Annotated in this window: 22 protein-coding genes and 1 pseudogene; 12 read left to right on the top strand and 11 right to left on the bottom strand. The window is 72.4% G+C overall.

Annotated features, from left to right (window positions below; translation table 11 throughout):
* Nucleotides 1–59: 59 nt before the first annotated feature.
* Both ACSQ2D_RS02590 and ACSQ2D_RS02595 read right to left on the bottom strand, forming a co-directional pair.
* On the bottom strand, nt 60–527 hold the full coding sequence (locus ACSQ2D_RS02590) for a TY-Chap domain-containing protein (protein ID WP_435984467.1): 468 nt from the start codon (nt 525–527) through the stop codon (nt 60–62).
* A complete protein-coding gene (locus tag ACSQ2D_RS02595) occupies nt 524–1,006 on the bottom strand; it encodes an acyl-CoA thioesterase (protein ID WP_435984468.1) in 483 nt (160 codons plus the stop codon). The genes ACSQ2D_RS02590 and ACSQ2D_RS02595 overlap by 4 nt, the downstream gene beginning before the upstream one ends.
* A 67-nt stretch (nt 1,007–1,073) precedes the next feature.
* On the opposite strand from ACSQ2D_RS02595, the gene ACSQ2D_RS02600 reads away from it, so the two are divergent.
* The 4 genes from ACSQ2D_RS02600 (at nt 1,074) to ACSQ2D_RS02615 (ending at nt 6,293) form a co-directional block, all read left to right on the top strand.
* On the top strand, nt 1,074–4,487 hold the full coding sequence (locus tag ACSQ2D_RS02600) for an SNF2-related protein (RefSeq protein ID WP_435984469.1): 3,414 nt from the start codon (nt 1,074–1,076) through the stop codon (nt 4,485–4,487).
* A gap of 119 nt (nt 4,488–4,606) precedes the next feature.
* Nucleotides 4,607–5,053 (top strand): aromatic ring-opening dioxygenase LigA, encoded by a 447-nt coding sequence (locus ACSQ2D_RS02605; protein WP_435984470.1) that lies wholly within the window; start codon nt 4,607–4,609, stop codon nt 5,051–5,053.
* Complete coding sequence (locus ACSQ2D_RS02610) at nt 5,050–5,520, top strand: heme-degrading domain-containing protein (RefSeq protein WP_435984471.1); 471 nt, start codon at nt 5,050–5,052, stop codon at nt 5,518–5,520. The genes ACSQ2D_RS02605 and ACSQ2D_RS02610 overlap by 4 nt, the downstream gene beginning before the upstream one ends.
* A gap of 128 nt (nt 5,521–5,648) precedes the next feature.
* Nucleotides 5,649–6,293, top strand: coding sequence for a superoxide dismutase (locus ACSQ2D_RS02615; RefSeq protein ID WP_435984472.1), 645 nt, complete (start codon nt 5,649–5,651; stop codon nt 6,291–6,293).
* Between the two features lie 66 nt (nt 6,294–6,359).
* Here ACSQ2D_RS02615 and ACSQ2D_RS02620 read toward each other — a convergent pair whose 3' ends face one another.
* From ACSQ2D_RS02620 to ACSQ2D_RS02645, 6 genes are read right to left on the bottom strand one after another with little or no spacing between them, the layout of a single operon-like run.
* On the bottom strand, nt 6,360–7,790 hold the full coding sequence (locus ACSQ2D_RS02620) for a pyridoxal phosphate-dependent decarboxylase family protein (RefSeq protein WP_435984473.1): 1,431 nt from the start codon (nt 7,788–7,790) through the stop codon (nt 6,360–6,362).
* A gap of 7 nt (nt 7,791–7,797) precedes the next feature.
* On the bottom strand, nt 7,798–9,141 hold the full coding sequence (locus ACSQ2D_RS02625; RefSeq protein ID WP_435984474.1) for an MFS transporter: 1,344 nt from the start codon (nt 9,139–9,141) through the stop codon (nt 7,798–7,800).
* Nucleotides 9,142–9,167: 26 nt separating this feature from the next.
* The gene (galK, locus tag ACSQ2D_RS02630; protein ID WP_435984475.1) at nt 9,168–10,352 is read right to left on the bottom strand and encodes a galactokinase; all 1,185 of its coding nucleotides are present in this window, start codon (nt 10,350–10,352) and stop codon (nt 9,168–9,170) included.
* Nucleotides 10,349–11,476, bottom strand: a complete 1,128-nt coding sequence (gene galT, locus ACSQ2D_RS02635; RefSeq protein ID WP_435984476.1) for a galactose-1-phosphate uridylyltransferase — start codon at nt 11,474–11,476, stop codon at nt 10,349–10,351. The genes galK and galT overlap by 4 nt, the downstream gene beginning before the upstream one ends.
* Complete coding sequence (locus ACSQ2D_RS02640; protein ID WP_435984477.1) at nt 11,476–12,252, bottom strand: DeoR/GlpR family DNA-binding transcription regulator; 777 nt, start codon at nt 12,250–12,252, stop codon at nt 11,476–11,478. The genes galT and ACSQ2D_RS02640 overlap by 1 nt, the downstream gene beginning before the upstream one ends.
* A 2-nt stretch (nt 12,253–12,254) precedes the next feature.
* A complete protein-coding gene (locus ACSQ2D_RS02645; protein ID WP_435984478.1) occupies nt 12,255–14,252 on the bottom strand; it encodes a beta-galactosidase in 1,998 nt (665 codons plus the stop codon).
* Between the two features lie 362 nt (nt 14,253–14,614).
* Between ACSQ2D_RS02645 and ACSQ2D_RS02650 the strand changes: the two genes are divergently transcribed.
* Genes ACSQ2D_RS02650 through ACSQ2D_RS02665 form a run of 4 tightly spaced genes read left to right on the top strand, consistent with a single transcriptional unit; the run spans nt 14,615 to nt 19,999 of the window.
* A complete protein-coding gene (locus ACSQ2D_RS02650; protein WP_435984479.1) occupies nt 14,615–15,967 on the top strand; it encodes an ABC transporter substrate-binding protein in 1,353 nt (450 codons plus the stop codon).
* Nucleotides 15,968–15,983: 16 nt separating this feature from the next.
* A complete protein-coding gene (locus tag ACSQ2D_RS02655) occupies nt 15,984–16,877 on the top strand; it encodes a carbohydrate ABC transporter permease (RefSeq protein ID WP_435984480.1) in 894 nt (297 codons plus the stop codon).
* A 1-nt stretch (nt 16,878) separates the two neighbouring features.
* The gene (locus ACSQ2D_RS02660) at nt 16,879–17,796 is read left to right on the top strand and encodes a carbohydrate ABC transporter permease (RefSeq protein ID WP_435984481.1); all 918 of its coding nucleotides are present in this window, start codon (nt 16,879–16,881) and stop codon (nt 17,794–17,796) included.
* Between the two features lies 1 nt (nt 17,797).
* Nucleotides 17,798–19,999 carry an alpha-galactosidase gene (locus ACSQ2D_RS02665; protein ID WP_435984482.1) on the top strand — a complete coding sequence of 734 codons (2,202 nt, stop codon included), beginning with the start codon at nt 17,798–17,800 and terminating at the stop codon, nt 19,997–19,999.
* A 62-nt stretch (nt 20,000–20,061) separates the two neighbouring features.
* Here ACSQ2D_RS02665 and ACSQ2D_RS02670 read toward each other — a convergent pair whose 3' ends face one another.
* Nucleotides 20,062–20,571: a Fur family transcriptional regulator gene (locus ACSQ2D_RS02670; RefSeq protein WP_435984483.1), complete on the bottom strand. Its 510-nt coding sequence runs from the start codon at nt 20,569–20,571 to the stop codon at nt 20,062–20,064.
* A gap of 32 nt (nt 20,572–20,603) precedes the next feature.
* Between ACSQ2D_RS02670 and tdh the strand changes: the two genes are divergently transcribed.
* The 3 genes from tdh to ACSQ2D_RS02685 are packed head-to-tail and all read left to right on the top strand — an operon-like array spanning nt 20,604 to nt 22,664.
* A complete protein-coding gene (gene tdh / locus ACSQ2D_RS02675; RefSeq protein ID WP_435984484.1) occupies nt 20,604–21,641 on the top strand; it encodes an L-threonine 3-dehydrogenase in 1,038 nt (345 codons plus the stop codon).
* Between the two features lies 1 nt (nt 21,642).
* A complete protein-coding gene (locus ACSQ2D_RS02680) occupies nt 21,643–22,290 on the top strand; it encodes an alpha/beta fold hydrolase (protein ID WP_435984485.1) in 648 nt (215 codons plus the stop codon).
* The gene (locus ACSQ2D_RS02685) at nt 22,287–22,664 is read left to right on the top strand and encodes a DUF2568 domain-containing protein (protein WP_435984486.1); all 378 of its coding nucleotides are present in this window, start codon (nt 22,287–22,289) and stop codon (nt 22,662–22,664) included. The genes ACSQ2D_RS02680 and ACSQ2D_RS02685 overlap by 4 nt, the downstream gene beginning before the upstream one ends.
* Nucleotides 22,665–22,682: 18 nt before the next feature.
* Here the strand turns inward: ACSQ2D_RS02685 and ACSQ2D_RS02690 are convergent, their stop codons facing one another.
* The gene (locus tag ACSQ2D_RS02690; protein ID WP_435984487.1) at nt 22,683–23,063 is read right to left on the bottom strand and encodes a hypothetical protein; all 381 of its coding nucleotides are present in this window, start codon (nt 23,061–23,063) and stop codon (nt 22,683–22,685) included.
* 159 nt (nt 23,064–23,222) lie between these two features.
* Here ACSQ2D_RS02690 and ACSQ2D_RS02695 point away from each other — a divergent pair.
* Nucleotides 23,223–23,783 (top strand): annotated as a pseudogene (locus tag ACSQ2D_RS02695) (dihydrofolate reductase family protein); the annotation flags it as partial.
* On the opposite strand, the gene ACSQ2D_RS02700 reads toward ACSQ2D_RS02695, so the two are convergent.
* Nucleotides 23,773–26,787 carry a CHAT domain-containing protein gene (locus tag ACSQ2D_RS02700; RefSeq protein ID WP_435984488.1) on the bottom strand — a complete coding sequence of 1,005 codons (3,015 nt, stop codon included), beginning with the start codon at nt 26,785–26,787 and terminating at the stop codon, nt 23,773–23,775. The pseudogene ACSQ2D_RS02695 and the gene ACSQ2D_RS02700 overlap by 11 nt on opposite strands.
* Nucleotides 26,788–26,790: the final 3 nt, after the last annotated feature.

Here is a 26,790-nt window from a genome sequence, read left to right on the forward strand (position 1 = left end):
CCCGCCATGATGGCAAACGCACCCTTCGCCCCGCCTCTCGAGGGTCGGCGGGCCCGGGGTCAGGGACGAGGGGCGCGGCGGACGTCGACGTCGGCCGGGGTGGCCGCGCCGAGCACCCGGGCGAGGCTCGCCCGCAGCAGCTCCGCCGCCTCCGAGGCGCGCTCGAAGGTCCGGCTGAACTCCGGCTCCGCGCCCTCCCGCGCCCACCCGAGACCGGCGAGGGCGGCCTGCTCGTCGCGCGTCAGGTCGGTCAGACCCTCGAACTCGGTGTCGCCGATGCACTCGAGCGCGAGCACCCCCTCGAGACTGCGCACCTGGACGAAGACGTCCGGCACGCGAGGTGGGTGGCCCGGCCGATGACCGCGGCGCCGTCCTCGCGGAGCCCGCTCGGCGGCATACGTGCTCTCGGCCCGTGACGGCACGTGGACGGTGAAGGTCAGCCAGTCGTCGTCGGTGAGCGCCGCGAGGTCGGTGGCGATGCGCGCCGTCCAGGACTCCCACGACTCCTCGAGCGGACCGTCGCTCATGCGGGGCTGCCCTCGGGCGACACCGCCGCCGTCTCCATGAGGGCCCGGAGGTGGTCCGGGATGGGGGTGGGACGTCGGGTCGCGGTGTCGATCTCGACGTGCACCCAGTGCCCCAGGGCCTTGATCGCCGGGTCGGCGGCCGCGCCGCGCTCCGGGTCGACGAAGAGCCCGAGCTGGTAGGTGACGCTGCTGCGCCCGAGACGGACGACGCGGACGCCCACGACGAGCGGCGCCGGGAAGGCCACCTCGGCGTAGAAGGCGCACGACGACTCCGCGACGACGCCCTGCGTCGCGTCGGTCATCGGGTCGACCGTCACGTGCTCGGCCTGCCACCCGTTGATCGCCGAGTCGAACAGCTCGTAGTAGACGGCGTTGTTGAGGTGGCCGTACATGTCGTTGTCGGACCACCGGGTCGTCACGGGACGGTGGACCGGGAAGTCGGCGAGCGTCAGCTCACGGGGGTCGGGCGTGCTGGGCATGCGCCCATCCTGCCCGACCCTGTGGACGACGCCCGGCGGTGTCGGCGGGCGAACGTACAGTGCTCAGGTGGTGTGGAGCGTGGGGCGGGCGACGTGGGTGGGTGACGTCACCGACCCCGACATCGCCCAGCAGGTCGGCTCGCGCACCTTCGAGCGCGGGCAGGCGTATGCCGCCGAGCGCCGGGTGCGCTCGCTCGCCACGCGCCCCGACGGGCTCATGCTGCTCGGCACGATCGAGGGCAGCGGCCACGAGACCTACCAGACCTTCATCGAGGCCCGGCCGCACCCGAAGGGGCGCTCGCACCTGTGGAGCGGCACGTGCAGCTGCCCGGTGCGCAGCGACTGCAAGCACGTCGTGGCGCTCATGCTCACGGCCCGCGACGTCGCCCAGGGCAGGGTCGTCGAGCCGCGACCGGCGGCTGAGGGCGAGGGCTCCGTCGAGCCGGCCGCGGCCGAGCCGGCGCCGCTCGTCGTGCCGCCGCACTGGTCCGACGTCTTCGGTCACGTCCGGCCGCGCGCGGTCGAGCCGTCCCCGGTCGCCGAGCGCCCCGAGCCGCGCGGCGACCTCATGCCGGCCGGCCTCTTCGTCGACACCGTCTACCGCGACCAGCGTGGGCGGCGCGGGGTGCCCGAGCTCAGCTACGGCCTGCGCCCGACCCGCTGGACCCGCGCCGGGACGTGGCACCGCACGCTGTCGTGGCACGACGCGCTGCCGCAGTGGCGCGCCGGCATCCGCTTCCTGCCGGAGCACGAGCGGATCATGGGGCGCCTGCACGACGTCGCCCGGCACGGCTCGGGCGGCACGACCTACTTCTCCGCGACCCCGCCGCTCTCGCTCGACGCGAGCCCCGAGGTCTGGCCGCTCCTGCGCGAGGCCCGCGCGGCCGGCATCGAGCTGCTGCCCGGCGAGGGCGTCACCGGCCCGGTCCACGTCGCCGACGACGCGGCCACGCTCGTGCTCCTCGTCAAGCGCGCCCCCGACGGCAGCGGGGACCTCGACCTCGACGTCGACATCGAGGGGATGCCCGCCGCGACGACCGGCGAGCGGCTCTACCTCGGTGACCCGGTGCACGCCGTCGCCGTCGAGGGTGACGACGACTCGCTGACCTTCGTGCCCCTCGACCAGGACCTCGACCTCGGCCCCGAGGCCCTCACCTCGGCGCTCGCCGGCCTGCGCGTGCCCGCCGACGAGCGGGGTCGCTTCCTGCGCTCCGTCGTCCCGGGCCTGCGCCAACGGCTGCGGGTCCGCTCCGAGGTGCCCCTGCCGGCGCCTGATCTGCCCCAGGACGTCCCGGCCGAGGTCGTCACGGTCCACGTCCGGGTCGTCAGCGACGTGCCGGGCGAGCTGCGCCTCGACCTGAGCCACGCCTACGACGGCACCCCGCGACCCTTCACGACGGCGCGCTTCGGCACCGTCGGTGGGCGCGACCGGGACGCCGAGTCCGCCGCGGTCCAGGCCGCGACGTCGCTGCGCTCGGTGCCCGGCGCCCTGCGTGCCGACCTCGGCGGTCACGCCTACCTCGTGCCGCGCGTCGTCCTCACGGGGATGGCGGCCGCGCGCTTCGTCGTCGACACGCTGCCCCTGCTCGAGGCCGACGAGCACGTCACCGTCCAGGTCGACGGCGACGTCCCGGCCTACGAGGAGGTGACCTCGGCTCCCGTCGTCCGGCTGGGCACCGGCGAGCGGCGTGAGCAGGCCGAGCCCGGCGACTGGTTCGACCTCCGGGTCTCGGTCGAGGTCGACGGCGAAGACGTGCCCTTCGAGCCGCTCTTCGGCGCGCTCGCCCGAGGCGACGAGATCATGCTGCTCGACTCCGGTGCCTTCTTCCGCCTCGACCGGCCCGAGCTGCACCGGCTGCGCGACCTCATCGAGGAGGCCCGCGACATCGCCGACCCCGAGACCGGCGGACTGCGGCTCAGCGCCCACCACGCCGACCTCTGGGACGAGCTCGTCGCGCTCGGCGTCGTCGACGAGCAGAGCGCCCGCTGGGCGGCCAACGTCGAGGCGCTCGGCTCCCTCGAGTCCGGGCCGCTCGCCGAGGTGCCACCCGACCTCCGGGCCACCCTGCGTCCCTACCAGCTCGACGGCTACCGCTGGCTCGCGCGTCTCTGGGACGCCCGCATCGGCGGCATCCTCGCCGACGACATGGGTCTCGGCAAGACGCTCCAGGTCATCGCGGCCCTCGTGCGCGCGCACGACCGCGGCGAGCTCGGTGACACGGGTCCCGACGCGCGGGGTCCGGTGCTCGTCGTGGCGCCGACGAGCGTCGTCGGCACGTGGATGGGCGAGCTCGAGACCTTCGCCCCGCACCTCGCGGCGGTCGCCGTCACGGCCACCGAGCGCAAGCGCGGGGTGACGCTCGCCGACACCGTCGCGGGCGCCGAGGTCGTCATCACGTCGTATGCCGTCCTGCGCCTCGACGACGCGGCCTTCCACGGCGTGCGGTGGGGTGGGGTCGTGCTCGACGAGGCCCAGTTCGTCAAGAACCGCCAGGCCAAGACCCACGTCGCCGTGCGCCGGCTCGGGGCGCCGTTCACCGTCGCCGTCACGGGCACGCCGCTCGAGAACTCCCTCATGGACCTCTGGTCGCTGCTCTCCCTGACCGCCCCCGGGCTCTACCCGCGACCCGACGTCTTCACCAAGAGCTACCGCAAGCCCATCGAGTCCGGCGAGCGCCCGGAGCTGCTCGACCTGCTGCGCCGCCGCATCCGGCCCCTGATGCTGCGCCGCACCAAGGAGCAGGTCGCGATCGACCTGCCGCCCAAGCAGATCCAGGTCATGGCCCTCGACCCGCACCCGGTCCACCGGCACATCTACGACCAGCACCTCCAGCGCGAGCGGCAGCGCGTCCTCGGCCTGCTCGACGACCCCGAGTCCAACCGGGTCGCGATCCTCGCGGCGCTGACCCGCCTGCGCCAGCTCGCCCTCGACCCCGTCCTCGTCGACGAGGTCCACGCCGGCAAAGCCACCGCGGCCAAGATCGAGTTCCTCGTCGACCAGCTGCGTGAGCTCGCCGCCGAAGGCCACCGCGCGCTCGTCTTCAGCCAGTTCACCGGCTTCCTGCGCCGCGTCGAGGCGGCGCTGACGCGCGCGGGGCTCGCGACGGCATACCTCGACGGGTCGACGACCGACCGGCAGGCGGTCGTCCGCGGGTTCCGCGAGGGCGACGCCGTCGCCTTCCTCATCAGCCTCAAGGCCGGCGGTTTCGGGCTCACCCTGACCGAGGCCGACTACGTCTACGTGCTCGACCCGTGGTGGAACCCCGCCGCCGAGGCGCAGGCGATCGACCGCGCGCACCGCATCGGGCAGAGCCGTCCCGTCACGGTCTACCGGCTCGTCTCGGCCGGCACCATCGAGGAGAAGGTCGTCGCGCTGCAGGAGCGCAAGCGCGACCTCTTCCAGCGCGTCGTCGACGAGGGCGGCTCGCTCTCGGGAGCCATCACGGCCGACGACGTGCGCGACCTGCTCGGACTCGCTTGAGTCGAAACCTGATTCGCATCCGGCCCCGTGTCCCGTGGTGAGGCCCTAGCGTGGAGGTGAGCCGCTCGGTCGGGCGGCGCGTGCACGGCTCGAGACAACTCACCCCCTCGGAGGTCCGCATGAGCACCGTCAGCACCAGCACCCCCGCCACCGCCGATCGACTCCGCTCGGTCTCCGTCATCGGGACCATCGTCGTCGTCTTCGGCATCATCATGATCCTGGCCGGCGGATTCACCTGGTACCAGGTGCAGTCCCAGCTCGCCAGCGAGAAGATCACGGTCTCGGAAGATGCCTCCATGTTCGCCGGGCAGCCGGTGAACTCGCCGTGGACGGCCTACTCGGAGGCCACCACCATCGAGAAGCACGCCCTCGCGGCGAGCGGCGGCAAGACGTACGCCGAGCTGCCCAAGGACGACCCGAACCGTCAGGTCGTCATGACCGGATCGTTCCTGCGTGCCTCGCTCTTCACCTCCGTCGTGGCCTTCGGCGTCGCCTTCATGGCCTTCGGCATCGGCATCGTCCTCGTCCTGGTCGGCATCGCGTTCCGGCGGGTGGCGCGCGCGTGAGCGAGCACCCGGTGCTCGACGAGCTGGCCGCCCAGGAGGCGCGGCTCGTCTTCGACCGCTTCGACGCCGACACGGCGTGGGCGCTGGGCGTCGCCCTGCGCGACGCGGCGCGGGCCGCTGGGTCTCCGGTGGCGATCTCGATCCGTCGCAACGGGCAGCGCCTCTTCCACGCGGCGCTGCCCGGGGCCACGGCCGACAACGACGGGTGGCTCGAGCGCAAGAGCGCCGTGGTCGACCGCTACGGCCACTCCTCCCTCTACGTCGGCGAGGAGTTCCGCGCTGCCGGCAAGACGTTCGAGGACAGCTCGCGTCTCGACCCGGGAGCGTATGCCGCCCACGGCGGCGCCTTCCCGGTCATCGTCCGCGACGTCGGGTGCGTCGGCACCATCGCCGTCTCGGGCCTGCCGCAGCGCGAGGACCACCGGCTCGTCGTCGAGACGCTCGAGGCGTTCCTCTCGCCAGGGTGACCCTGCCGGTTTGACCTCAAGTCGAGGTTAAGTCGGAGGGTGGGGCAAGTGGGTACGTCACCCACGACCCGTGCTCACGGACACCCTGTCGACGCCGTTCCGGTGCGGCATAGAGTGGTCGGAGCCGGATGGTCTCCAGAAAGGAACGACAAGTGGCTTACACGCTTCCCGAGCTCGACTACGACTACGCCGCCCTCGAGCCCCACATCAGCGCTCGCATCATGGAGCTGCACCACAGCAAGCACCACAAGGCCTACGTCGACGGCGCCAACGCCGCCGTCGCCAAGCTGGAGGAGCTGCGCGAGTCGGGTGACTACGCCGCGGTGAACGGTGTCGAGAAGAACCTCGCCTTCCACCTCGGTGGTCACACCAACCACTCCGTGTTCTGGAAGAACATGAGCCCCGACGGCGGTGGCCAGCCGGAGGGTGAGGTCGCCGCGGCGATCACCGAGTACTTCGGCGGCTTCGAGAAGTTCCAGGCGCACTTCAACGCCAACGCCAACGCGATCCAGGGCTCCGGCTGGTCGATCCTCGCGTGGGACACGATCGCCGAGCGGCCGCACATCATGCAGCTGTTCGACCAGCAGGGCAACATCCCCGTGGGCCAGATCCCGCTGCTCCAGCTCGACATGTGGGAGCACGCCTTCTACCTGCAGTACGAGAACGTCAAGGCCGACTACGTCAAGGCCTGGTGGAACGTCGTCAACTGGGAGGACGTCTCCGCTCGTCTCGAGCGCGCCAAGGCCACCAAGGGACTCATCATCCCCGGCTGAGCGACACCGACACGACAAGGGGGCGGGCACCGCAGGGTGCCCGCCCCTTCGTGTGCCCGCACGACCTCAGGTCGGGCGGGCGAGGCGGTCGACGACGCCGAGGAGCAGCACCTCGCGCAGCGCCGGCGGCAGGGCGTCGAGCAGGGCGTTGACCGGAGCCATCCGCTCGGGCAGGACGAGTCCGCCGTCGCCACCGGCCAGCCCGGCGGCGGCGAGCAGTCCGGTGAACGTCGCCTCGTCGAGGGTGGTCGGGTCGACCGCCGAGGCCATCGCGACGAGCTCGGCCGGGGCCGTGGCCGGTCCCGAGGCGCGGGCCGCCGCCGTCGCGTCGGCGAGGTCGGCGGCGATGAGGTCGGACGAGGCAGCCGTCGCCGCGCTGAAGGTGAGATGCAGGGTCGCCGGCAGGTCGCGGAAGCGCATCTGCGGCTGGACGAACCACCCACGCTCGAGCATCTCGTCGCTGATCGTGAAGACGTCGCACGAGTCGTCGGCGACGAGGGAGAGCAGCGTCGAGTCCGGGGGAGCGGCCACCGACAGACCGGGTATGCCGTCCACCGCGGCTGCGAGGTCGAGCGTTGCCGTGCGCGCGTCGCGGGCGAGCGACGTGTAGCGGTCGGCGCCGATGTGGTGCACGACGGCCCAGGCCGCGGCCACCGGGCCGCCCGACTTCGTCGACTGCGCCGTCGTGTTGAGCATCGTGTAGCCGGGCCAGCGGGCCGAGGCGAACAGGTGCGTGCGGCGCAGGTCGGCCGAGGCGTGGAGCAGCACCGACACGCCCTTGGGTGTGTAGGCGTACTTGTGCAGGTCGAGCGACAGGCTCGTCACGCCCGGGACGGCGAAGGTCCACGGCGGCTGCTCCGGCTCGGAGTCGCGCAGGTGGGGCAGGACCCAGCCGCCGATGCACGCGTCGACGTGGCAGCGCACCCCGGCGGCTGCTGCCGCGGCGGCGACCGGACCGACGGGGTCGATGACGCCGTGGGCGTAGGACGGTGCGGACGCGACGACGAGGACGGTCCGTTCGTCGATGGCGGCGGCCATCGCCTGGGGATCAGCGCGCTTCGTCACGGGATCGACGTCGACGAGGACGGGCTCGACCCGCAGCCAGTGCGCGGCCTTGTGGAAGGCCGCGTGGGCCGTCGTCGGGAGGATCATCCGTGGGGCCGTGATGTCGGGCCGTGCGTCCCGGGCGGCCAGGACCGCCAGCAGGATCGACTCGGTGCCGCCCGAGGTGACGACACCGGCGAACCCCGCTGGGGCGTCGACGAGCCGGCCCGCGATGCCGACGAGGTCGTTCTCCATCTGGAGCAGGGACGGGAAGGCCGTGGGGTCGAGCCCGTTCGTCGACGCGAACGCCGCGAGGGCCTCCCGGCCGATGGCATCGGCCGACGCCAGGCCGGAGTCGTAGACGTAGGCGAGGGTGCGGCCCCCGTGCGTCGGCAGGTCGCGGGCGCGCATCGCCGTCAGCGCCTCACGGATCTCGTCGTGGTCCATCGTCATGACCTCATCAGCTCCTTCGGGCAGTCGACGCAGGGGGCGGGGAGAGCGGGAAGGCGCGCAGCGAGAGGAACGAGAGCGCGACGAGGGCGGCCGGCACGAGGGAGAAGCCCAGGGCGATCGCGGTCAGGGCCGAGTCCGACTGCGGCACGGTCGATCCCGTCGAGGACACGTAGCCACCGAGAGCCAGCACCACGGCATACGCGGCCGGTCCGAGCGCGAGGCCGAGCGTCTCACCCGCGGTCCAGACACCGGTGTAGAGGCCGACGCGCGTGCGCGCCTCCTCGGTGCGGCTCGCCACGTCCGCGAGCATCGCGAGCGGGAACATCTGGGCGCCCGCGTAGCCCACGCCGACGACGGCCACGCACGCGTAGACGACGCCCTCGGGCAGCGAGCGCAGCAGGACGAGGACGAGCGCGCCGCCACCGAGCAGGAGCGAGGCGACGACGTAGCCGACCTTCTTGTCCCGGGCCGTGCCGAAGCGCTGCCACAGAGGGGTCACGACGAGCGCCGGGGCGACGAAGCAGACGAAGAGCAGCGTCGCCGACAGCGGCGTCCCGATGATCCAGCGGGCGACGTAGTCGACGCCCGCGAGCATCGCGCCCGTCGCGAGTGCCTGGAGCACGAAGGTGGTCAGCAGGAGACGGAACGGCCGGTCGGAGCGGATGATCCGCAGCTGGTCACCGAAGGTGGCACTCGTCGCCACGCCCGTGCGGACCGGAGCCGCCCGGGTGCCCCGCCACGCGCCGTAGGCCCCGAGGGCGATGAGGGTGGCGACGAAGAAGCCGACGACGCGGTAGCCCCAGACGGGCCCGAAGGCGTCCCGGATGGCCGGCGACGCCCCACCGCTGACGAGGATCGCGAGGGCGAGGATCGCGACCCGCCACGTCATGAGCCGGGTGCGCTCGTCGTAGTCGTCGGTGATCTCGGCCGGCATCGCGACGTAGGGCACCTGGAAGAAGCTGTAGGCCGTCGCGCAGGCGAGGTAGACCACGGCCACCCAGCCGGCCGCGAGCCACTGCGGCGCGGTCGGTCCGAGGAAGAGGAGGGCGAAGGCCGCGGCGAGGAGCAGACCGGCGCGGATGAGGAACGGCCGCCGCCGCCCGTCCGGGTGCGTCGACCGGTCGCTGATGCGGCCGGCGACCGGGTTGAGCACGACGTCCCACGCCTTGGGCGCGAAGACGATGACGCCGGCAGCGGCGGCCGGCACACCGAGCCGGTCGGTGAGGTAGGGCAGCAGGAGCAGACCGGGCACCGTGCCGAAGGACCCCGTGGCGACCGACCCGAGGCCGTAGCCCCGACGCACGGCGGCCGGCAGGGCCGGGCTGGGGGCGGGCGGCGTCGCCGAGGTCATGGACGCACCCTAGTGAGTGCGCGGCCTCAGCGGTCGCGGTCGGCGGGACCCGACGCGGTCACCGTGAACGACACGGGGGGCGTGAAGCCCTCGGCCTCGAAGGCGGCCGCGATCGCCGCGGCCACGGCATCGGCGTCGGCGGCTCGGACGATCGCGATGCACGAGCCGCCGAAACCGCCGCCGGTCATCCGCGCGCCCAGGGCCCCGTGCGAGCGGGCTGTTGCCGTCGCGACGTCGAGCTCCTCGCACGACACCTCGTAGTCGTCGCGCAGCGAGGCGTGCGAGAGGTCGAAGAGGCGGCCGACCTCGTCGAGGTCGCCCGCCTCGAGAGCCGTCACCGCGAGCGTCACGCGCTCGATCTCGGTGACGACGTGGCGCACGCGGCGTCGTACCTCGTCGGAGCCGAGCCGACCGAGCGCGTCGTCGAGCCCGGCCGGACCGATCTCGCGGAGCGTCTCGACGCCGAGGTCGCGCGCTGCGGCCTCGCACGCGTCGCGTCGGGCGGCGTACTGCCCGTCGACGAGCGCGTGCTCGGCCCTGGTGTCCGTGACGAGCAGGACGTAGCCCGAGGCGTCGAGGTCGAAGGGCACCTGCCGCGTCTCACCGGACCGGCAGTCGAGCAGCAGGGCTGCGGCGTCGTCGCAGAGCAGCGAGGCCGACTGGTCCATGCCGCCGGTGGGTGCGCCGGCGATCTCGTTCTCGGCCTCGACGCAGCGCGCGGCCAGCCGGGCCCGTCCCTCGGTCGAGGCGAGCAGGTCGAGGTCGAAGAGGTCGCTCGCGGCCGCGGCCACGGCGCACTCGAGGGCGGCCGAGCTCGAGAGGCCGGCACCGAACGGCACGGTGGAGTCGACGACGACGTCGAGCCCGTCGACGGGCAGGCCGTCGCGGCGCAGGGCCCAGAGGACGCCCGCGACGTAGGAGCCCCAGCCGCCGGGCTGCTTGGGGGAGATGTCGTCGAGGGCGACCTCGACGACGCCGTCCTGCTGGGCGGACGCCATCCGGAGGACGCCGTCGTCGCGTCGGGACACGGCGGCATACGTCCGCTGCGGCAGGGCGATCGGGAGGCACAGACCGCCGTTGTAGTCGGTGTGCTCGCCGATGAGGTTGACCCTCCCGGGCGCCGACCACACGCCCGTCGGGGCGCTGCCGAAGGTGCGCGCGAAGACGTCGGACACCGAGGCGACGACCTCGTCGCGGGTGCGCTCGCTCACGGGGCGACCTCACGCAGGCGGGCGGCCGCCCTCTCCGGGGCCACGTCGTTGACCCAGCCGCCGACACCCGACTCGGACCCGGCGAGGAACTTGAGGCGGCCGGGGCCGCGCAGGACCGACATGAGCTGCAGGTGCAGCCGCGAGACGTCGCGCCCGGTCTTGGCCGGGGCCTGCTGCCACGCCGCGATGTAGGGCAGCTTGACGGGCGACCCGTCCGCGTCGACGTAGTAGCGGTCCAGGCGCCCGAGCAGGTCGCGGTAGACGACGGCCAGCTCGTCGCGCTCGTCGTCGTCGAGGGCGACGAGGTCGGGCACGTCGCGGTGCGGGGCGAGGTGCACCTCGACCGGCCAGCGCGCCGCGAAGGGGACGTATGCCGTCCAGTGCGTCCCCGACACGACCACCCTGGAGCCGTCGGCCCGCTCGGCGGCGAGGATGTCGGCGCCGAGGAGCCGGCCGGTGCGCTCGTGGTGGCGGCGGGCCGCCTCGAGCAGGGCCTTGGTGCGGTCGGGCAGGTAGGGGTAGGCGTAGATCTGGCCGTGCGGGTGCGGGAGCGTCACCCCGATCTCGCGGCCGCGGTTCTCGAAGGCGAAGACGTGCTCGACCTCGGGCAGGGCTCCGAGGGCCTCGGTGCGCTGGGCCCACGTGTCGATGACGGTGCGCACCCGGTCGACGGGCAGGTCCTTGAAGGACGACTCGTGGTTGCTCGTGAAGCACACGACCTCGCACCGGCCGACGGCCGGACGGGTGCCGAAGATCCCGCTCGGGTCGGGGGCGTCGGCACCGACGGAGGTGACGGCATACGACGGGAAGCGGTTCTCGAAGACGACGACCTGGTAGTCGCTCTCGGGGATCTCCGACGGCACCGAGCCGTGGCCGGCCGGGCACAGCGGGCACTCGTCCTTGGGCGGCATGAACGTGCGGTGCTGGCGGTGGGCGGCGACGGCGACCCAGTCGTCGACGAGGGCGTCGTGGCGCAGCTCGCCCGACTCCATCCGCGGCTCGACGGGCCTCGGGTCCTCCGCCGTGCGCGCGGCCGTGCCGGGCTCGTCGACGTAGATGATCTCGCGCCCGTCGGCGAGGTGTCTCGTCGTGAAACGCGCAGCGGTCCGGCTGTCGGTGGGCATCAGGCCTCCACGATCTCGAGGGAGCCGACGCTCTCGCGCGCGGCCTCGCGGGCCCGCTCGGGGAAGGCGTCGTCGGTGACGAACAGGTCGACGTCGGCGAGGTCGGCGAAGGTGCTGAGACCCACCGTGCCCCACTTCGACGAGTCGGCGAGGAGGCACACGTGACGCGCCGACGCGACGAGCGCGCGGTTCGTCTCGGACTCCACGAGGTTGGGCGTCGTGAGCCCGGTGCGGCCGTCGACGCCGTGGGCGCCGAGGAAGAGCAGGTCGACGTGGAGGGCGCGCAGGGCCGACACGGCGACCGGGCCGACGAGGGCGTCGGACGGGGTGCGCACGCCGCCGGTCAGCACGACCGTCTGGCCGGGTGCACCCGACTCGTGGAGCAGCTGCGCGACGGGGACCGAGTTGGTGACGACGGTCAGCTGCGGGATGTCCTTGACGGCGCGCGCCAGCTCGTAGGTCGTCGTGCCGGCGGAGATGCCGATGGCGCTGCCGACCTCGACGCGCTGCGCAGCGGCCCGGGCGATGGCCTGCTTCTGGGCGAGCTGGAGCAGCGACTTCGCCGAGAAGCCCGGCTCCTCGCTGCTCCGGGTGCCACCGAGGGCCAGGGCGCCGCCGTGCACGCGCTCGAGCAGCCCGTCGGTCGAGAGGCGCTCGATGTCGCGGCGGATCGTCATGTCGGAGACGCCGAGTCGCTCGACGAGGTCCGACACCTTGACGGCCCCGGACTCCTCGACGAGCTCGAGGATGACGGAGCGCCGCTGGCTGGCGAGCATCGTCAGTCCTCCCTGAGCACGGCCACGCCACCGGGGGCGAGGCGGACGCTGCCGTCGACAGGGGCGTCCGCGACGAGGTCGTACCCAGTTGCGGCGATGGTCTGCTCGGCGTCGGTGTGGTTGAGCAGGAAGAGCCACGAGGTGTCGCCGTCGCTGCGGCGGGTCGTCTCGACCCCGCGCGGCAGGCCTGCCACGGTCGGCTCGACGCCGGCTGCGGACAGGACGTCGTCGAGGAGGGCGCCGAGGGTGGCGTCGTCCGGGAGCGTGCTGACGTACCAGGCGGATCCCGCGCTGCCCGTGCCCGCCCGCCGCGTGACCGCGGGTCGGCCGGCGAGGGGCCCGGCGGCATACGTCGTCAGCACGTCGGTGCCGGCGAGGGCGGTCACGTCCTCGCTCCACCACGTGCCCGTGCCGTCGGCGAGCGCGACCGTCTCCTCGGGGCCGAGCGGGAAGAACTCCTCGACGCGCACGCCGAGCAGGTCGCGGAAGGCGCCCGGGTAGCCGCCGAGGCGCACGTGGTCGTTCTCGTCGCTGATGCCCGAGAAGTACGTGACGAGCACCTCCGCGCCGGCCTCGGCCGCCGCGGCGACGGCTGCCGCGTGCTCGTCGGTGACGAGGTAGAGCTGGGGAACGACGACGAGGGCGTATGCCGTGAGGTCGGCCGACGGGTGCACGACGTCCGCCGTGACCCCGCGGTCGTGCAGCGCCCGGTGGATCGCCTGCGCGGCGGTCAGCGCGTCGAGCTCGGAGCTCGGCATGCACGGACCCTCCGCAGCCCAGATCGCCTGGTAGTCGTGGAGGATCGCGACCCGCGACTCGACGCGGCTGCCGACGAGCTCCCCGAGACGACCCGCGATGCGGCCGAGCTCCTCGACCTCGCGGAAGCGGGCGCTGTCGGGGCCGGCGTGCGGCACGAGGGCGCTGTGGAACTTCTCCGAGCCGGCCCGCGACTGGCGCCACTGGAACCAGCCGATGGTGTCGGCGCCGCGGGCCACGTGGGCCAGGGCGTCACGGATCGTCTGGCCGAAGTCCTTGGCGTGGTTGGTCGGCTGCCAGTTGACCGCGCTCGTCGAGTGCTCCATGAGCATCCACGGCGCGCCGCCCGCGAGGCCGCGCGTGAGGTCGCCGCTGTAGGCGAGCTCGGCGCGCGGGTGCTCGAGCGCGTCGACGATGTAGTGGTCGGTGCTGACGACGTCGACCGTGGGGGTCCACTGGGAGTAGTCGAGGTGGCGGAAGTGGTCGAGCGTCATGAAGTTCGTCGTGACGGGGACGCCCGGCGAGAGCTCGTCGAGCACGGCGCGTTCGGCGCGCATGTGGTCGAGGAGTGCGTCCGAGCTGAAGCGCTTGTAGTCGAGCACGTGCGTCGGGTTGTTGAACGTCGTCGACCGGCGCGGCGGCAGGATCTGGTCCCAGTCGGTGTAGCGCTGGCTCCAGAAGGCCGTGCCCCACGCGTCGTTGAGCGCCTCGAGGCCGGCGTAGCGCCGCTGGAGCCAGGTGCGGAAGTGGCGCGCGCACTCGTCGCAGTAGCAGGGCAGGTTGTGGCAGGCGTACTCGTTGGAGACGTGCCACATCGCCACCGCGGGGTGCTCGTGGTAGCGCGTCGCCAGCTGCCGGGTGAGCGCGACGGCGTACTCGCGGAAGACGGGCGACGTCGGGCACCAGGTCTGCCGGCTCCCCGGCCAGAGCGTGTGGCCGTCGACGTCGACCGGGAGGATCTCCGGGTGCGCGGCCGAGAGCCACGGCGGCGGGGTCGCGGTCGCGGTCGCGAGGTCGACGGCGATGCCGCCGGCGTGCAGCTTGTCCAGGATCGTGTCGAGCCACTCGAACTCGTACTCGCCCTTGGCCGGCTCGAGCCAGCTCCACGAGAAGATCCCGAGGCTGACGAACGACACGTTGGCGCGCCGCATCAGCTCGATGTCCTCGTCCCAGACGGGGCGGGGCCACTGCTCGGGGTTGTAGTCGCCACCGAGTGCCAGGGTCTTCGTCGGCCATGAGCGCATGGGACACAGGGTGTCGCTTCGCTCGCCGCGATGTCAACATTTTCAAACACATCGGACGTGTCCGTGTCCGGATGTGGTCCGGTGGTCTCGACGGGTGGGACGCCGGACGCGGCGGCTCCCCGGGCCGCCCGACGAGGGCGTCATGCGGCGGCGAATCCCTTTACAACGGTGTAAAAGCCGAGGTCAGGGCCGCGAGAAGGTCTCGGTTCGGTCGCAGCCGGCCATGGGTCTGGACGAATCCCTTGACAGAGCCACCGGGCGCCGACATCCTCTGTTTGTTGTTGAAGGTTTCTGGTGGCAGATGTTCGACTCTGTCGCCTCCTGTCGACAACGAACCCGGCACAGCGTCAAAGGAGACCGCAATGACCCGCCCCTCGAGCGAGGCCGAGTACCTGGCCCGCATGGTTCCCCCCTCCGTCCGCGGCGTCGACCGTCGGACCCTGCTGCGCGGCGCCCTCGGCGTCGGCACCCTGCTCGGAGCGGGCGGCCTCGCCGCGTGCAGCTCGGGCAGCACCGGCAGCACCGGCGTCCCGACGGGGGCCGTCACCGGCACCGTCACCGTCGGCTCCAACCAGTCGGACGCGGTGCCGAAGGCCGCCGTCCAGTCCTACATGGACGCCTTCGCCAAGGCGAACCCCGGCACGACGGTCAAGATCAACACCGTCGACCACAACTCCTTCCAGGAGAACATCAACAACTACCTGCAGGGCTCGCCCGACGACGTCTTCACGTGGTTCGCCGGCTACCGCATGCAGTTCTTCGCGGAGAAGGGCCTCGTCGGCGACATCTCCGACGTGTGGAAGAACATCACCGGCATGTCCGACGCCCTCAAGAAGGCCTCGACCGCCGCCGACGGCAAGCAGTACTTCGTGCCGATCACCAACTACCCGTGGGCGGTCTTCTACCGCAAGAGCCTCTTCCAGGAGAAGGGCTACGAGGTCCCCAAGACCCTCGACGACCTCAACGCCCTCGGCGCCCAGATGAAGAAGGACGGCCTGGCCCCGATCGCCTTCGGCGACAAGGACGGCTGGCCCGCCATGGGCACGTTCGACCAGATCAACCTGCGCGTCAACGGCTACGACTTCCACGTCAGCCTCATGGCCGGCAAGGAGTCCTGGACCGACCCGAAGGTCAAGAAGGTCTTCGACACCTGGGCCGGCATCCTCCCCCTCCACCAGGCCGACTCCCTCGGTCGCACGTGGCAGGAGGCCGCGCAGTCGCTCCAGCAGAAGAAGTCCGGCATGTACGTCCTCGGCTCCTTCCTCGCCCAGCAGTTCACCAAGGGCGCCGAGCAGGACGACCTCGACTTCTTCACCTTCCCGGAGATCGACTCGACGATCGGCACCGACGCCATCGAGGCCCCGATCGACGGCTACATGATGAGCGCCAAGCCGAAGAACGAGGGCGGTGCCAAGAAGCTGCTCCAGTACATCTCCCAGCCCGAGGCGCAGCTGCTCGCCCTCAAGGCCGACCCGAGCGTCATCGCCACCAACCAGACGGCCGACACGAGCGGCTACACGGCCCTGCAGAAGAAGTCGCTGGAGTACGTGAAGTCGGCCAAGTCGATCGCGCAGTTCATGGACCGCGACACCCGCCCCGACTTCGCGTCGACGGTGATGATCCCGGCGATCCAGAGCTTCATCAAGAACCCGAAGGACATCGACGGTCTCCTCACCAGCATCGAGGCCCAGAAGAAGAGCATCTTCGGTTCCTGAGGGGAGGCGAGCCGCCATGGCGAGCAAGCGCAAGTACAGAGGTATCGACCAGCTGTCGACACGCGACAAGGTCGTCGTGTCGCTCATGGTCGTCGTGCCGACCCTCATCGTCCTGTGGCTCGTCTGGCTGCCGGCGATCGGCTCGGTCCTGCTCTCCTTCACGAACTGGGACGGGATCGGGCCGCTCTCCGGCATCAAGTCGGTGGGGCTGCAGAACTACCGGGACATCGCGACGATCTACCCGCCGTTCTGGCCGGCCATCCAGCACAACCTGATCTGGCTCGCCGTGATGTTCCTCGTCGCGACACCGCTCGGCATGCTGTTCGCCGTGCTCGTCGACCGGGGCGTGGCGGGCACGCGGTTCTACCAGACGAGCATCTACCTGCCGGTCGTGCTGTCCCTGGCCCTCATCGGCTTCATCTGGCAGCTGATCTACTCGCGCGACCAGGGTCTGATCAACGCCATCACGGGTGGCACGACCGACTGGTACGGCGACCCGAACGTCAACCTGTGGGCCGCGCTCGTGGCCGCGAGCTGGCGCCACGCGGGCTACATCATGCTGCTCTACCTGGCCGGCCTCAAGGGTGTCGACCCGTCGCTGCGCGAGGCGGCCAAGATCGACGGTGCCAGCGAGTCGCAGACGTTCTTCAAGGTCGTCTTCCCGGTGATGCGGCCGATCAACATCATCGTCCTCGTCGTCACCTTCATCGAGTCGCTGCGTGCCTTCGACCTCGTGTGGGTCATCAACAAGGGCCGCAACGGGCTCGAGCTGATCTCGACCCTCGTGACCCAGAACGTCGTCGGCGAGGCGAGCCGCATCGGCTTCGGGTCGGCGCTCGCGACGATCATGCTGCTCATCTCGAGCGTGCTCGTCTTCATCTACCTGCGCATCGCCATGAAGGAGGACTGACATGTCCCTCGCCGCCGACCCGGTGAAGGAGCGCAGCCAGGCGCTGCTCAAGCCGCACGAGGGGGGACCGCAGTCCGGCCGTCGCTGGCTGCTGCCGGTCATGCTCACGCTGATCTCGCTCATCTGGCTCTTCCCGCTGCTCCTCGCGCTCGTCAACTCCTTCCGCGACTACGCCTTCACGGCGAAGAACGGCTACGTCTCGTGGGGCGGGTTCACGCTCGACAACTACACGAACGCGTGGCAGCAGGCCGACTTCGGCCTGCACTTCATGAACTCGGCGATCATCACGATCCCGGCGGTCATCCTCACGCTGTTCCTGTCGTGCTGCGTGGCGTTCGTCGTGGCGCGCTTCTCGTTCAAGTTCAACCTCGCGCTGCTCGGCTTCTTCCTCGCAGCCAACCTCCTGCCGCCCCAGGCGCTGCTCATCCCGGTCTACCGGATGTTCCGCGCCATCGAGGTGCCCCTGTGGATCAGCGACTCGGGCACCCTGCTCAACAGCTTCGTCGGCCTCATCCTCGTCAACATGGCCTTCCAGATCGGCTTCTGCGCCTTCGTGCTCAGCAACTACATGAAGGCGCTGCCGAAGGAGCTCTACGAGTCGGCCGTCATCGACGGTGCGAGCGTGACGCGGCAGTTCTTCCAGATCACGCTGCCGCTGTGCCGGCCGGCCCTGGCCGCGCTCGCGGTGCTCCAGACGACGTGGATCTACAACGAGTTCTTCTGGGCCACGGTGCTGCTCCAGCAGGGCGACAAGTTCCCGGTGACGAGCTCGCTCAACAACCTGCGGGGCCAGTTCTTCACGGACAACAACCTCGTGGCAGCCGGGTCGATGATCGTCGCGATCCCGACCCTCGTGATCTTCTTCGTGCTCCAACGACACTTCGTCGCCGGCCTGACGCTCGGCGCGACCAAGGGATGACGTGACCGACCTGACCGACCAGTCCGCCCAGTCCACCGTCCACCTGGAGTCCGCCGGGACCGCGCTCGTGCTCGAGCCGCGCCCCGGCGGCTCGGGGCTGCCCGAGGTGGTCCACTGGGGTCCCGCGCTCGAGGGCGGGGCGAGCACGTATGCCGCCCTCCCGGCGCTCACGGTGGCGCCCGTCGGCCACAGCGCCCTCGACGTCCCGTGGCCGCTCACCGTGCTGCCCGGCGAGGCCGACGGCTGGTCGGGCACGCCCGGCTGGGCCGGCCACCGCGCCGGGTCCGCGGGCGCCGTGCGCTGGACCGACGTGACGTCCGAGGTCGCGGACGGTGCGGTCGTGACGCGCGCGAGCTCGGCGGACGGCATACGCCTCGAGCTGCGGCACGCCCTCGACGAGCACGGCGTGCTCCGCGTGGACGCGTCGGTCACCAACACGGGTGCGGACGCCGCCCCCCTCGACGTGTCGGCGCTGCGCGCGATCCTGCCGCTGCCCGTGCGCGCCGACGAGGTGCTCGACCTCACCGGTCGATGGTGCCGCGAGCGCTCGCCCCAGCGCAGCCGGCTCGACCACGGCACCCACCTGCGGGCGAGCCGCCGCGGTCGCACGGGCCACGACGCGACGCTGCTCATGATGGCCGGCACCGCCGGCTTCGGGTGGCGCGACGGCGAGGTCTGGGCCGTGCACACCGCGTGGAGCGGCAACCACGAGCACCTCGTCGAGGCGCTCCCCGAGGGCGCCGGGCGCCACCACGCCGTCATCGGCGGCGGCGAGCTGCTCGCCCCCGGCGAGGTGCGCCTCGCCCCGGGGGAGTCGTATGCCGCCCCGACGGTCGTCTTCGTCCACTCGACCGAGGGGCTCGACGGCCTCTCGCGCCGCCTCCACCGGAGCCTCCGTGCCCGTGCCGGCCACCCGTCGCGTCCGCGTCCCGTCGTGCTCAACACGTGGGAGGCCGTCTACTTCGAGACCGACCTCGAGCACCTGAAAGCCTTGGCGGACACGGCATCCCGCATCGGCGTCGAGCGCTTCGTCCTCGACGACGGCTGGTTCGGCGGGCGCCGCCACGACCGCGCCGGCCTCGGCGACTGGGTCGTCTCGACCGACGTGTGGCCCCAGGGCATGGGCCCGCTCGTCGACCACGTCAAGGGCCTCGGCCTCGAGTTCGGGCTGTGGTTCGAGCCCGAGATGGTCAACGAGGACAGCGACCTCGTGCGCGAGCACCCGGAGTGGGTGCTGCGGCCGGCCGCGGGCTCCCCCCGCGAGTGGCGTTGGCAGCAGCTGCTCGACCTGACCGTCGACGCCGCGCGCGAGCAGCTGCTCGAGCGGATCAGCGGGCTCGTCGACGACATCGGCATCGACTACATCAAGTGGGACCACAACCGCGACCTGCTCGAGGCCGTGCACACCGTCGACGGCCCGACCGGGCACCTCGTCGACGCTCCCGCCGTGCACGCGCACACGCTCGCCTTCTACCGCCTGCTCGACGACCTCCGGGCGCGTCACCCGCAGCTCGAGATCGAGTCGTGCAGCAGTGGCGGTGCGCGCGTCGACCTCGCGGTGCTCGACCGCACCGACCGCATCTGGACGAGCGACTGCAACGACGCGCTCGAGCGAGCGAACATCCAGCGGTGGACGAGCCTGCTCGTGCCGGCCGAGCTCATGGGCACGCACATCGGGCCGGCCACGGCCCACACGACGCACCGCACGCTCGACCTCGGCTTCCGCATGCTCATGGCGCTGCAGGGGCACCCGGGACTCGAGTGGGACATCACGGAGTGCTCCGACGAGGAGCTCGAGGCCCTGACGGGGTGGACGGCGCTCGCGCGCGAGCTGCGGCCGCTGCTCCACACCGGTGACCTCGTGCGCTCGGAGAGCCCCGACGGCACGGTGCTCGTCACGGGTACCGTCGACGCCGACCGCAGCCGCGCGGCCTACACCGTCGCCCGTCTCGTGACCGGTCGCGACGCCGCGACGGGAGCCCTGCCCCTGCCGGGGCTCGACCCGAACCGGTCGTACGCCGTCCGCGTCCGTCCCGAGGCCGGCCTGCCCGCCGTCGTGCAGAACACCCCGCCGGGCTGGTGGGGGCCGGCCCTCGCCGAGGACGGCGTCGTCGTCCCCGGGTCGGTGCTGACCACGGTCGGCCTGCCGGTCCCCATCATGGGCCCGGCCCAGGGCTACCTCCTCGACGTCCGGGCCGTCTGACCCGCCCCCTCCACCGTCGAAAGGCCACAAAACGTGGCCTTTCGACGGTCCGGGGTCCGAGGTCAGGGGGTCCGGCAGTCGCGACAGGTGCCGAGCAGCGCCGCGTGTCCGGTGTCGAGGGTGAAGCCGAGGTCGGCGCGCAGCCGCGCGGCCACCTCGTCGAACACGTCCGGTGCCACGTCGAGCACACGCCCGCAGACGTGGCACTGGACGTGGGCGTGCCCGGGGTCGTGCCTGTGGTCGTGCCGGTGTTCCGGCTCCTGCTCGGCCAGGTGGTAGACCGTCGCCGTCCCGCCGAGGTGCACGTGCGAGAGCACGCCGGTCTCGACGAGCGAGGTCAGCGTGCGGTAGACGGTGGCCCGGTGGATGCCCGGCTCGACGTCGGCGACCCGCGTGCCGATCTGCTCGGCCGTGAGGTGCTCGTCGGCGAGGTCGGCGGCGTCGACGACGCGCAGGACGGCATACCTCGCCGGGGTGACGCGCTCACCCACCGACCGCAGCCGCGCGACGGCGGCGGCCACCCGAGGACTCGGGGCGGCGCTCTCGTCGGGGCTCTCGGCGGAGGGGGACACGCTCCCATTATCGGCAGTGGCAGACTCTCCCCGTGCGCGCACTCACCAAGCTGACCGCAGGCCCCGGCCTCTCGCTCGTCGACCGTCCCGAGCCCGAGTGCGGGCCCGCCGACGTCAAGATCCGCGTCCTGCGGGCCGGCCTCTGCGGCACCGACCTGCACCTCGCGGGCTGGGACGACTGGGCGCAGTCCACCGTCAAGCCGCCGCTCGTCATCGGGCACGAGTTCTACGGCGAGGTCGTCGAGATCGGCGAGGACGTCACGGGCATCTCCGTCGGCGACCGCGCGTCGGGCGAGGGCCACATCGTGTGCGGCCGCTGCCGCAACTGCCGCGCCGGCCGCCGCCACCTCTGCATCCGCACCGAGGGCATCGGCGTCAACCGCGACGGCGCCTTCGCCGACTACGTCGTCATCCCGGCGAGCAACGCCTGGATCCAGCCCGCCGACCTCGACCCCGACCTCGGCGCCGTCTTCGACCCGCTCGGCAACGCGACCCACACGGCCCTGCAGTGGCCGATGGTCGGCGAGGACGTCGTCATCACCGGCGCCGGCCCCATCGGCGTCATGGCCGCCGCGATCGCGCGCCACGCCGGCGCCCGCTACGTCGTCGTCACCGACGCGAGCGACTACCGCCTCGCGCTCGCCGAGCACGCCGGCGCCGACCTGACGATCAACGTGAAGCGCGAGAGCCTCGCCGACGCGCAGGCCCACCTCGGCATGAAGGAGGGCTTCGACATCGGCCTCGAGATGTCGGGTGCCGCCCCGGCCGTCACCGACATGATCGCCAACATGAACCACGGCGGGCGCATCGCCCTCCTCGGCCTGCCGCACCAGTCCTACGAGCTCGACTGGGGCAAGGTCATCACCCACATGATCACGCTCAAGGGCATCTACGGCCGCGAGATGTACGACACCTGGTACGCCATGTCGCAGATGATCGCGACGTCCGAGCGCTTCCGGTCCGCCGTCGCCCAGGTCATCACGCACCGCTTCCCCGCCGAGCAGTGGGAGGAGGCCTTCGAGACCGCCCGGTCCGGCCAGTGCGGCAAGGTCGTCCTCGACTGGAGCTGACGTGGCTCCTCGCCCGCTCGTCCTCCTGCACGGCCTCGGCCAGTCGCCGATCGCGTGGCAGGACTTCGTGTCGGCCTACGGCGCGGGCCGCCCGATGACGGCGCCCTGGATGAAGGGCCTCAAGCCCAAGGACCCCGTCGGCTTCGATCTCGGGGACGCGGCGTCGGGTGTCGCGGACGAGCTCGAGCTGCAGGGCGTGCGCCGGGCCGACCTCGTCGGGGTGTCGGTGGGCGCGAGCGTCGCGCTGCGCCTCGCCGTCGAGCGGCCCGAGCTCGTCGGGCGGCTCGTCCTCGGCGGCGCGCTCGTGCGGCCCGGGAAGGGGGCGCTGCGGATGCAGCGCCTCGCGATGCGGCTCGTGCCGGAGAGCAGGCTCGTCGACGCGGGGGTCTCGCGCCCGCGGATGCTCGCCGTGCTCGACGCGCTCAGGGGCTTCGACGGGACCGAGTCGCTGCGCGCGGTCACGGCGCCCGTGCTCCTCGTCGCCGGGTCGAGGGACAAGGCCGGGATCGCCGCCGCGCAGGAGCTGTCGCGGCACCTGCCGACCGCGCGGCTGCAGGTCATCGACGGAGCGGGTGCGCTCGTCAACACCGAGTCGGCGCGCGAGCTCGCCGACCCCACCCACGCCTTCCTCGACGAGCCGCACCCGTGACCGCGCGCTCCGTCGCCGGTGTCAACGCGAACGACGTCGTCGCCTTCGGCGTCGAGATCCTGGCCGTCGTCCTGCTGGCGGCCTGGGGATCCACGCTCGGGACCACCACTGCCGCCCACGTGCTCGGCGGGGTCCTCGTACCGACGGTCGCCGTCATCCTCTGGGGACTCTTCGCGGCGCCGCGGGCCGTCGTGCAGGTGCCCGTGCTCGGCGTCCTGACCAAGGTGGTCGTGCTCGGGGGTGCTGCGGTCGCAGCCTTCGCGGTCCTGCCGCTCGCGTGGGCCGTCGTCGTCGCCGTGGTCGTCGTCGTCAACACGGTGCTGACGTGGTTCGGTCCCTTCGCACGCCGGGACGCGGCTCCTCCGTCGCCCTGAGGTGCGGGGTGGACGGGCTCAGCAGAGGTTGATGCCGCCGGCGTCGAGGAGCTTGGCCACGACCTTCTCGTCCGTGACGGTGGGGACCATCCAGTTCTTGCCGGCCACCGACTTCACGCCGTCCCTGCACTCGAACGTGCTGACCCGCCGGTCGAGCTCGACGGTCTGGTCGTAGAAGGCCGCCTCGAGCGGCGTGCCCTCGGGGCCGGCGCACGTGATCTTGTGCTCGGCCAGCGACCCCTGCGTGTCACCGCTCGACGGGCAGACGAGCTCGGCGACGACGGCCCAGTCGGGGTGCGCGGCGGCCTCGGGGGACGAGGCGGGGGAGCTGCCGCCGCACGCGGCGAGGGGGAGGGTGAGGGTCGCCGTGGCGCAGGCGAGGGTGAGGCGTCGGAGCACGAGAGCGTTCCCTGAGGGTGGGGGATGGAGGGGGGGGATCGGCCCGGGGTGACCGGGCGCAAACCCCGGTAATGCTAGACCTCGGGCAGGCGCCGGACCCACTCGAACGAGGTGCCCTGAGCATGTACGAGTGACAGAGTCGACACATGGCGCGCCGCCTCGCTCGACGGCTACGTGAACGACGCCGGTGGCGGCTTCGAGTGGGCCGCGCCCGACCGGGAGGTGCATGCCTTCGTCAACGACCTCGAGCGCGACGTCGGCACCTACCTCTGCGGACGCCGCCTCCACGACGTGATGGTCTACTGGCAGACCGTGCCGACTGAGCCCACCGACGAGCCCACCGACGAGCCCACCGACTCCGACGACGCCGTCGAGCGCGACTACGCCCGCATCTGGCAGGCCGCCGACAAGGTGGTCCACTCGCGCACCCTCGAGGGGGTGTCGGGCCCGCGGACGCGGCTCGAGCGCGACTTCGACCCCGCGGCCGTCGCCGAGTTCGTCGCCTCGGCCGACCGCGACGTCAGCATCGGCGGTCCCACCCTCGCGGCCCAGGCCCTGCGCGCCGGCATCGTCGACGAGCTGCGCCTGCTCACGGTGCCCGTCGTCGTGGGCGGCGGCACGCCGACCCTGCCGGACGGCATACGCCTCGACCTCGAGCTGCTCGAGCTCCGCCGCTTCGCCGGCGGCACGACGTACGCGAGGTATGCCGTCAGGCGGTGACCGTGCCCGCCGTGTCCCGCGGGGGTGGGTCGAGCGCCACGAGCCCGTCGCGCAGGGTCTGGAGGAACTCGACCCGGCGCTGCGCCTCGGTGCCGGCCATGACGATGAGGAAGTCGACCTGGTCGCGGACCTGGCGCAGCTGCTCCTCGCTGCCGAGGTCGCTCGCGCGCCGGTAGAGGTCGAGGGCTGCCCGGGCCTCGTCGTCCGTGGCCCGGGGGCTCCACAACGCGTCGAGGACGAGCAGATCCGCGTAGACCGCGACGGTCCAGAAGGTCGGGGCGAGGTAGGCCTCCTCGCGCGCGGCACCGAGGCACTCGTCGATGAGCCGTCGGGCCTCGGCCCGGTCGAGCCCCGTACGCCCCTCGACCGGTCGCCACCGCAGGGCGAGCTCGGCGGCGAGCCAGTTGGCGAGGGCGCCGTGGCGACGCCGGTCGGTCGCCCCCGAGGCGGCCCGCGCCGCGGCATACCACTCGGACGTCTTCGCCAGCGCGTCGTGCGTGCGTGACCAGTCGCCCCCGCGGCCCGAGCCCGGGCGGTCGGGACACGTGACGAGGGCGAGCCGCTTGTAGGCGCTCGCGACCCGCCACAGCCGGTCGATGCCGACACCGCCGGACGGCTCGTGGGGCTCGCCCGGCAGGAAGGCGGCGCGCTCCGGTGCGTGCGCACCGAGCACGAGCGAGGCGGGGTTGTCGAGGAGGGTGCGGAGCCGGTCGATGGCCGACTCGATCGTCGCGACCGCGTCGTCGACGTCGTCGTCGCTCGTCGCCGCGGCCCGGACGACCTGGTCGATCCAGACCTCGAAGTCGCGCACCGTCAGGGCGGTCCCGCCGCGTTCGAGGGTCTGCTCGAAGTACTGCGTCGCGTGCGCGAAGTCGCCGAACTTGTTGTACGTCCGGGCGATGAGCACCTGGAGCGAGTCGTCCTCGCGGTCCTCGGGGGAGAGCGCCTCGTAGAGCTCGTGCAGCCGGTCCAGCCCGAAGCGGGTGTTGCGGCTGACGTCGACCGACTGGCCGAGGTTCTCGATCTCGACCCTGGCCTGCTCGGCGCTCGCGGGTGCCCGGCGCGCCGTCGTCGCCCGGTGGACGACAGCGTCCGGTGCCAGCCGGTAGTCCGGGTCGCCGTAGCACTGGTAGGCGCCCCACGTGTTGACGGCCGGGTGGTCGTTCCACGTCTGCCAGCGAGCCGCGGCGATCGCCTCGCCGAAGGTCAGGCCGGACAGCAGTCGGTCGTAGAGCGTCGCCGCGAAGGTCGACGCGGCGGCGTCGTCGACGGCCCAGCCGCAGGCGACGACGGCCCGCACGCCGATGTCGATGAGCTCGGTCGCGAAGCTCGCGGCGAGCCGGTGGTAGTTGCCCGCACGCTCGGTCGGGATCCCGGGAGCGCCCGGGACGGCCGGGCCGACGGGACTGCTCGGGCCCATCGACCCGAGGTGGCAGCAGTTGACGACGACGAGCTCGGGGACCTGCCGCATCTGGCCGACCTCGCCGGCCGTGAGGTACATGCCGTTGCCGAGCACCATGCCGGTGACCGTGGCGTCGGTCCCGTCGCCGAGCGGCCACTCGAAGACGCCGTGGCCGGCGAGGTGGACGACGCGGTAGGACGTCGCGAAGAGGGCCTGGATGACCTTGGTGCCGCTCTCGGCGATGAGCGGCTCGGCGTCGAAACCGTTCTGGCGCAGGGCATCCGCGACCCCGCGGGCCTCACGCTGGGCGGCGGGGAGCGCGCTCAGGCCACTCGCCGTGTCGCCGACGACCAGGGCGCGGCTGCTCGTCGCAGAGAGCACGTGGCTGCGCATCGAGGAGCCCTCGAGCTGGCGCACGAGTCCGCGGCGCACACCGAGCGGCTCGCGGTCCTCCTCGGTGCCGTGGTCGTCGAGCAGCTCCCACGGGTAGTGCGCCGAGCCGCGGTCGACGAGCAGCACGAGGTTGTCCGTGTCGGGCGCCTGCGCCTTGAGGTCGTTGGGGAAGAGCAGCTCGAAGAGCGTCCGGGCCGCCGACGGGTCGGGCGACGGGGAGTCGACGAGCGACTCGACGAGCCGGTCGACGAGGGCCCGCTGTGTCGGAACGGTGCGCGTCGGAGTGCCCGCCCGTCGCATCGACGCCTCGAACGACAGGCCTCCGTCGGGCTCGCTGCGCACCCGCACCTGCTGCCACCAGCCGGTGGGCTCCTGGAAGAGCAGCCGGCGCTGGCGGCCCGGCCGCTCCTCGAGCCGCAGGTCGGCGGTGAAGGAGTCGGCGAGCTCGCCGCTCGTCAGCGACGAGCCGAGGGCCTCGACCGCCTGGAGCGCACGGTCCTGCCAGAGCTCGATGATCTCGAGCTCGGCGATGTGCACGCCGAGGTCGGTGTCGGCCAGTCGGTCGTTGGCGCGCTGCACCCCGGTGAGCAGGGCCTGCACGCTGTCGCGCACCGGCAGCCCACCCTGACCCGTGCCGATGAGCAGGCTCGAGAGGCGCAGCTGGCGCACCTCGGTGCTCGTCGCCGACGCCCCGGCCGTCAGGTGGCCGAGGGCCGAGGTCAGTACCGCGTGGGCGGTCGCGCGGGCCAGCGACGCGGCGCTCAGGCCGCCGATGGGGCCGAGCCCGGCCACGACCGCACCGGGCGGGCGGGTCCACTCGTCGGGGTCGGTGAACACCTGGCAGGTCTCGATCGGACCGGGGTAGATGCCGAGCACCGCGGCGCGGGAGAGCCGCCCGTCGAGCAGCTCGTCGAGGGCGCCCTCGCCGCCGACGAGGGTGCTGCCCGGGTAGTGCCCGACGAGGACGTGGTGGCGGGCGAAACGCAGGTCCCCGTGCGAGATGCGGACGCGGGTCAGTGGCCGGGAGGGGTCGACGTCCGCGTCCTGGTCCGCGTCCTGGTCCGCGTCCTGCTGCGGCGGATGCTCGGGCTCGTCCGCGCTCGGCGGGTCGGGCAGCGGCTGCTCGGGGACCACGCGTGCCTGCTCGACGGTCGGGACGGCATACGGCTCGGGGTCGGCCGGGGGCGTGGCGCCGACGAGGGTCGACACGGC

This window comes from Terrabacter sp. LjRoot27 (assembly GCF_964254175.1).
In the GTDB taxonomy this organism is placed as follows: Bacteria; Actinomycetota; Actinomycetes; order Actinomycetales; family Dermatophilaceae; genus Terrabacter.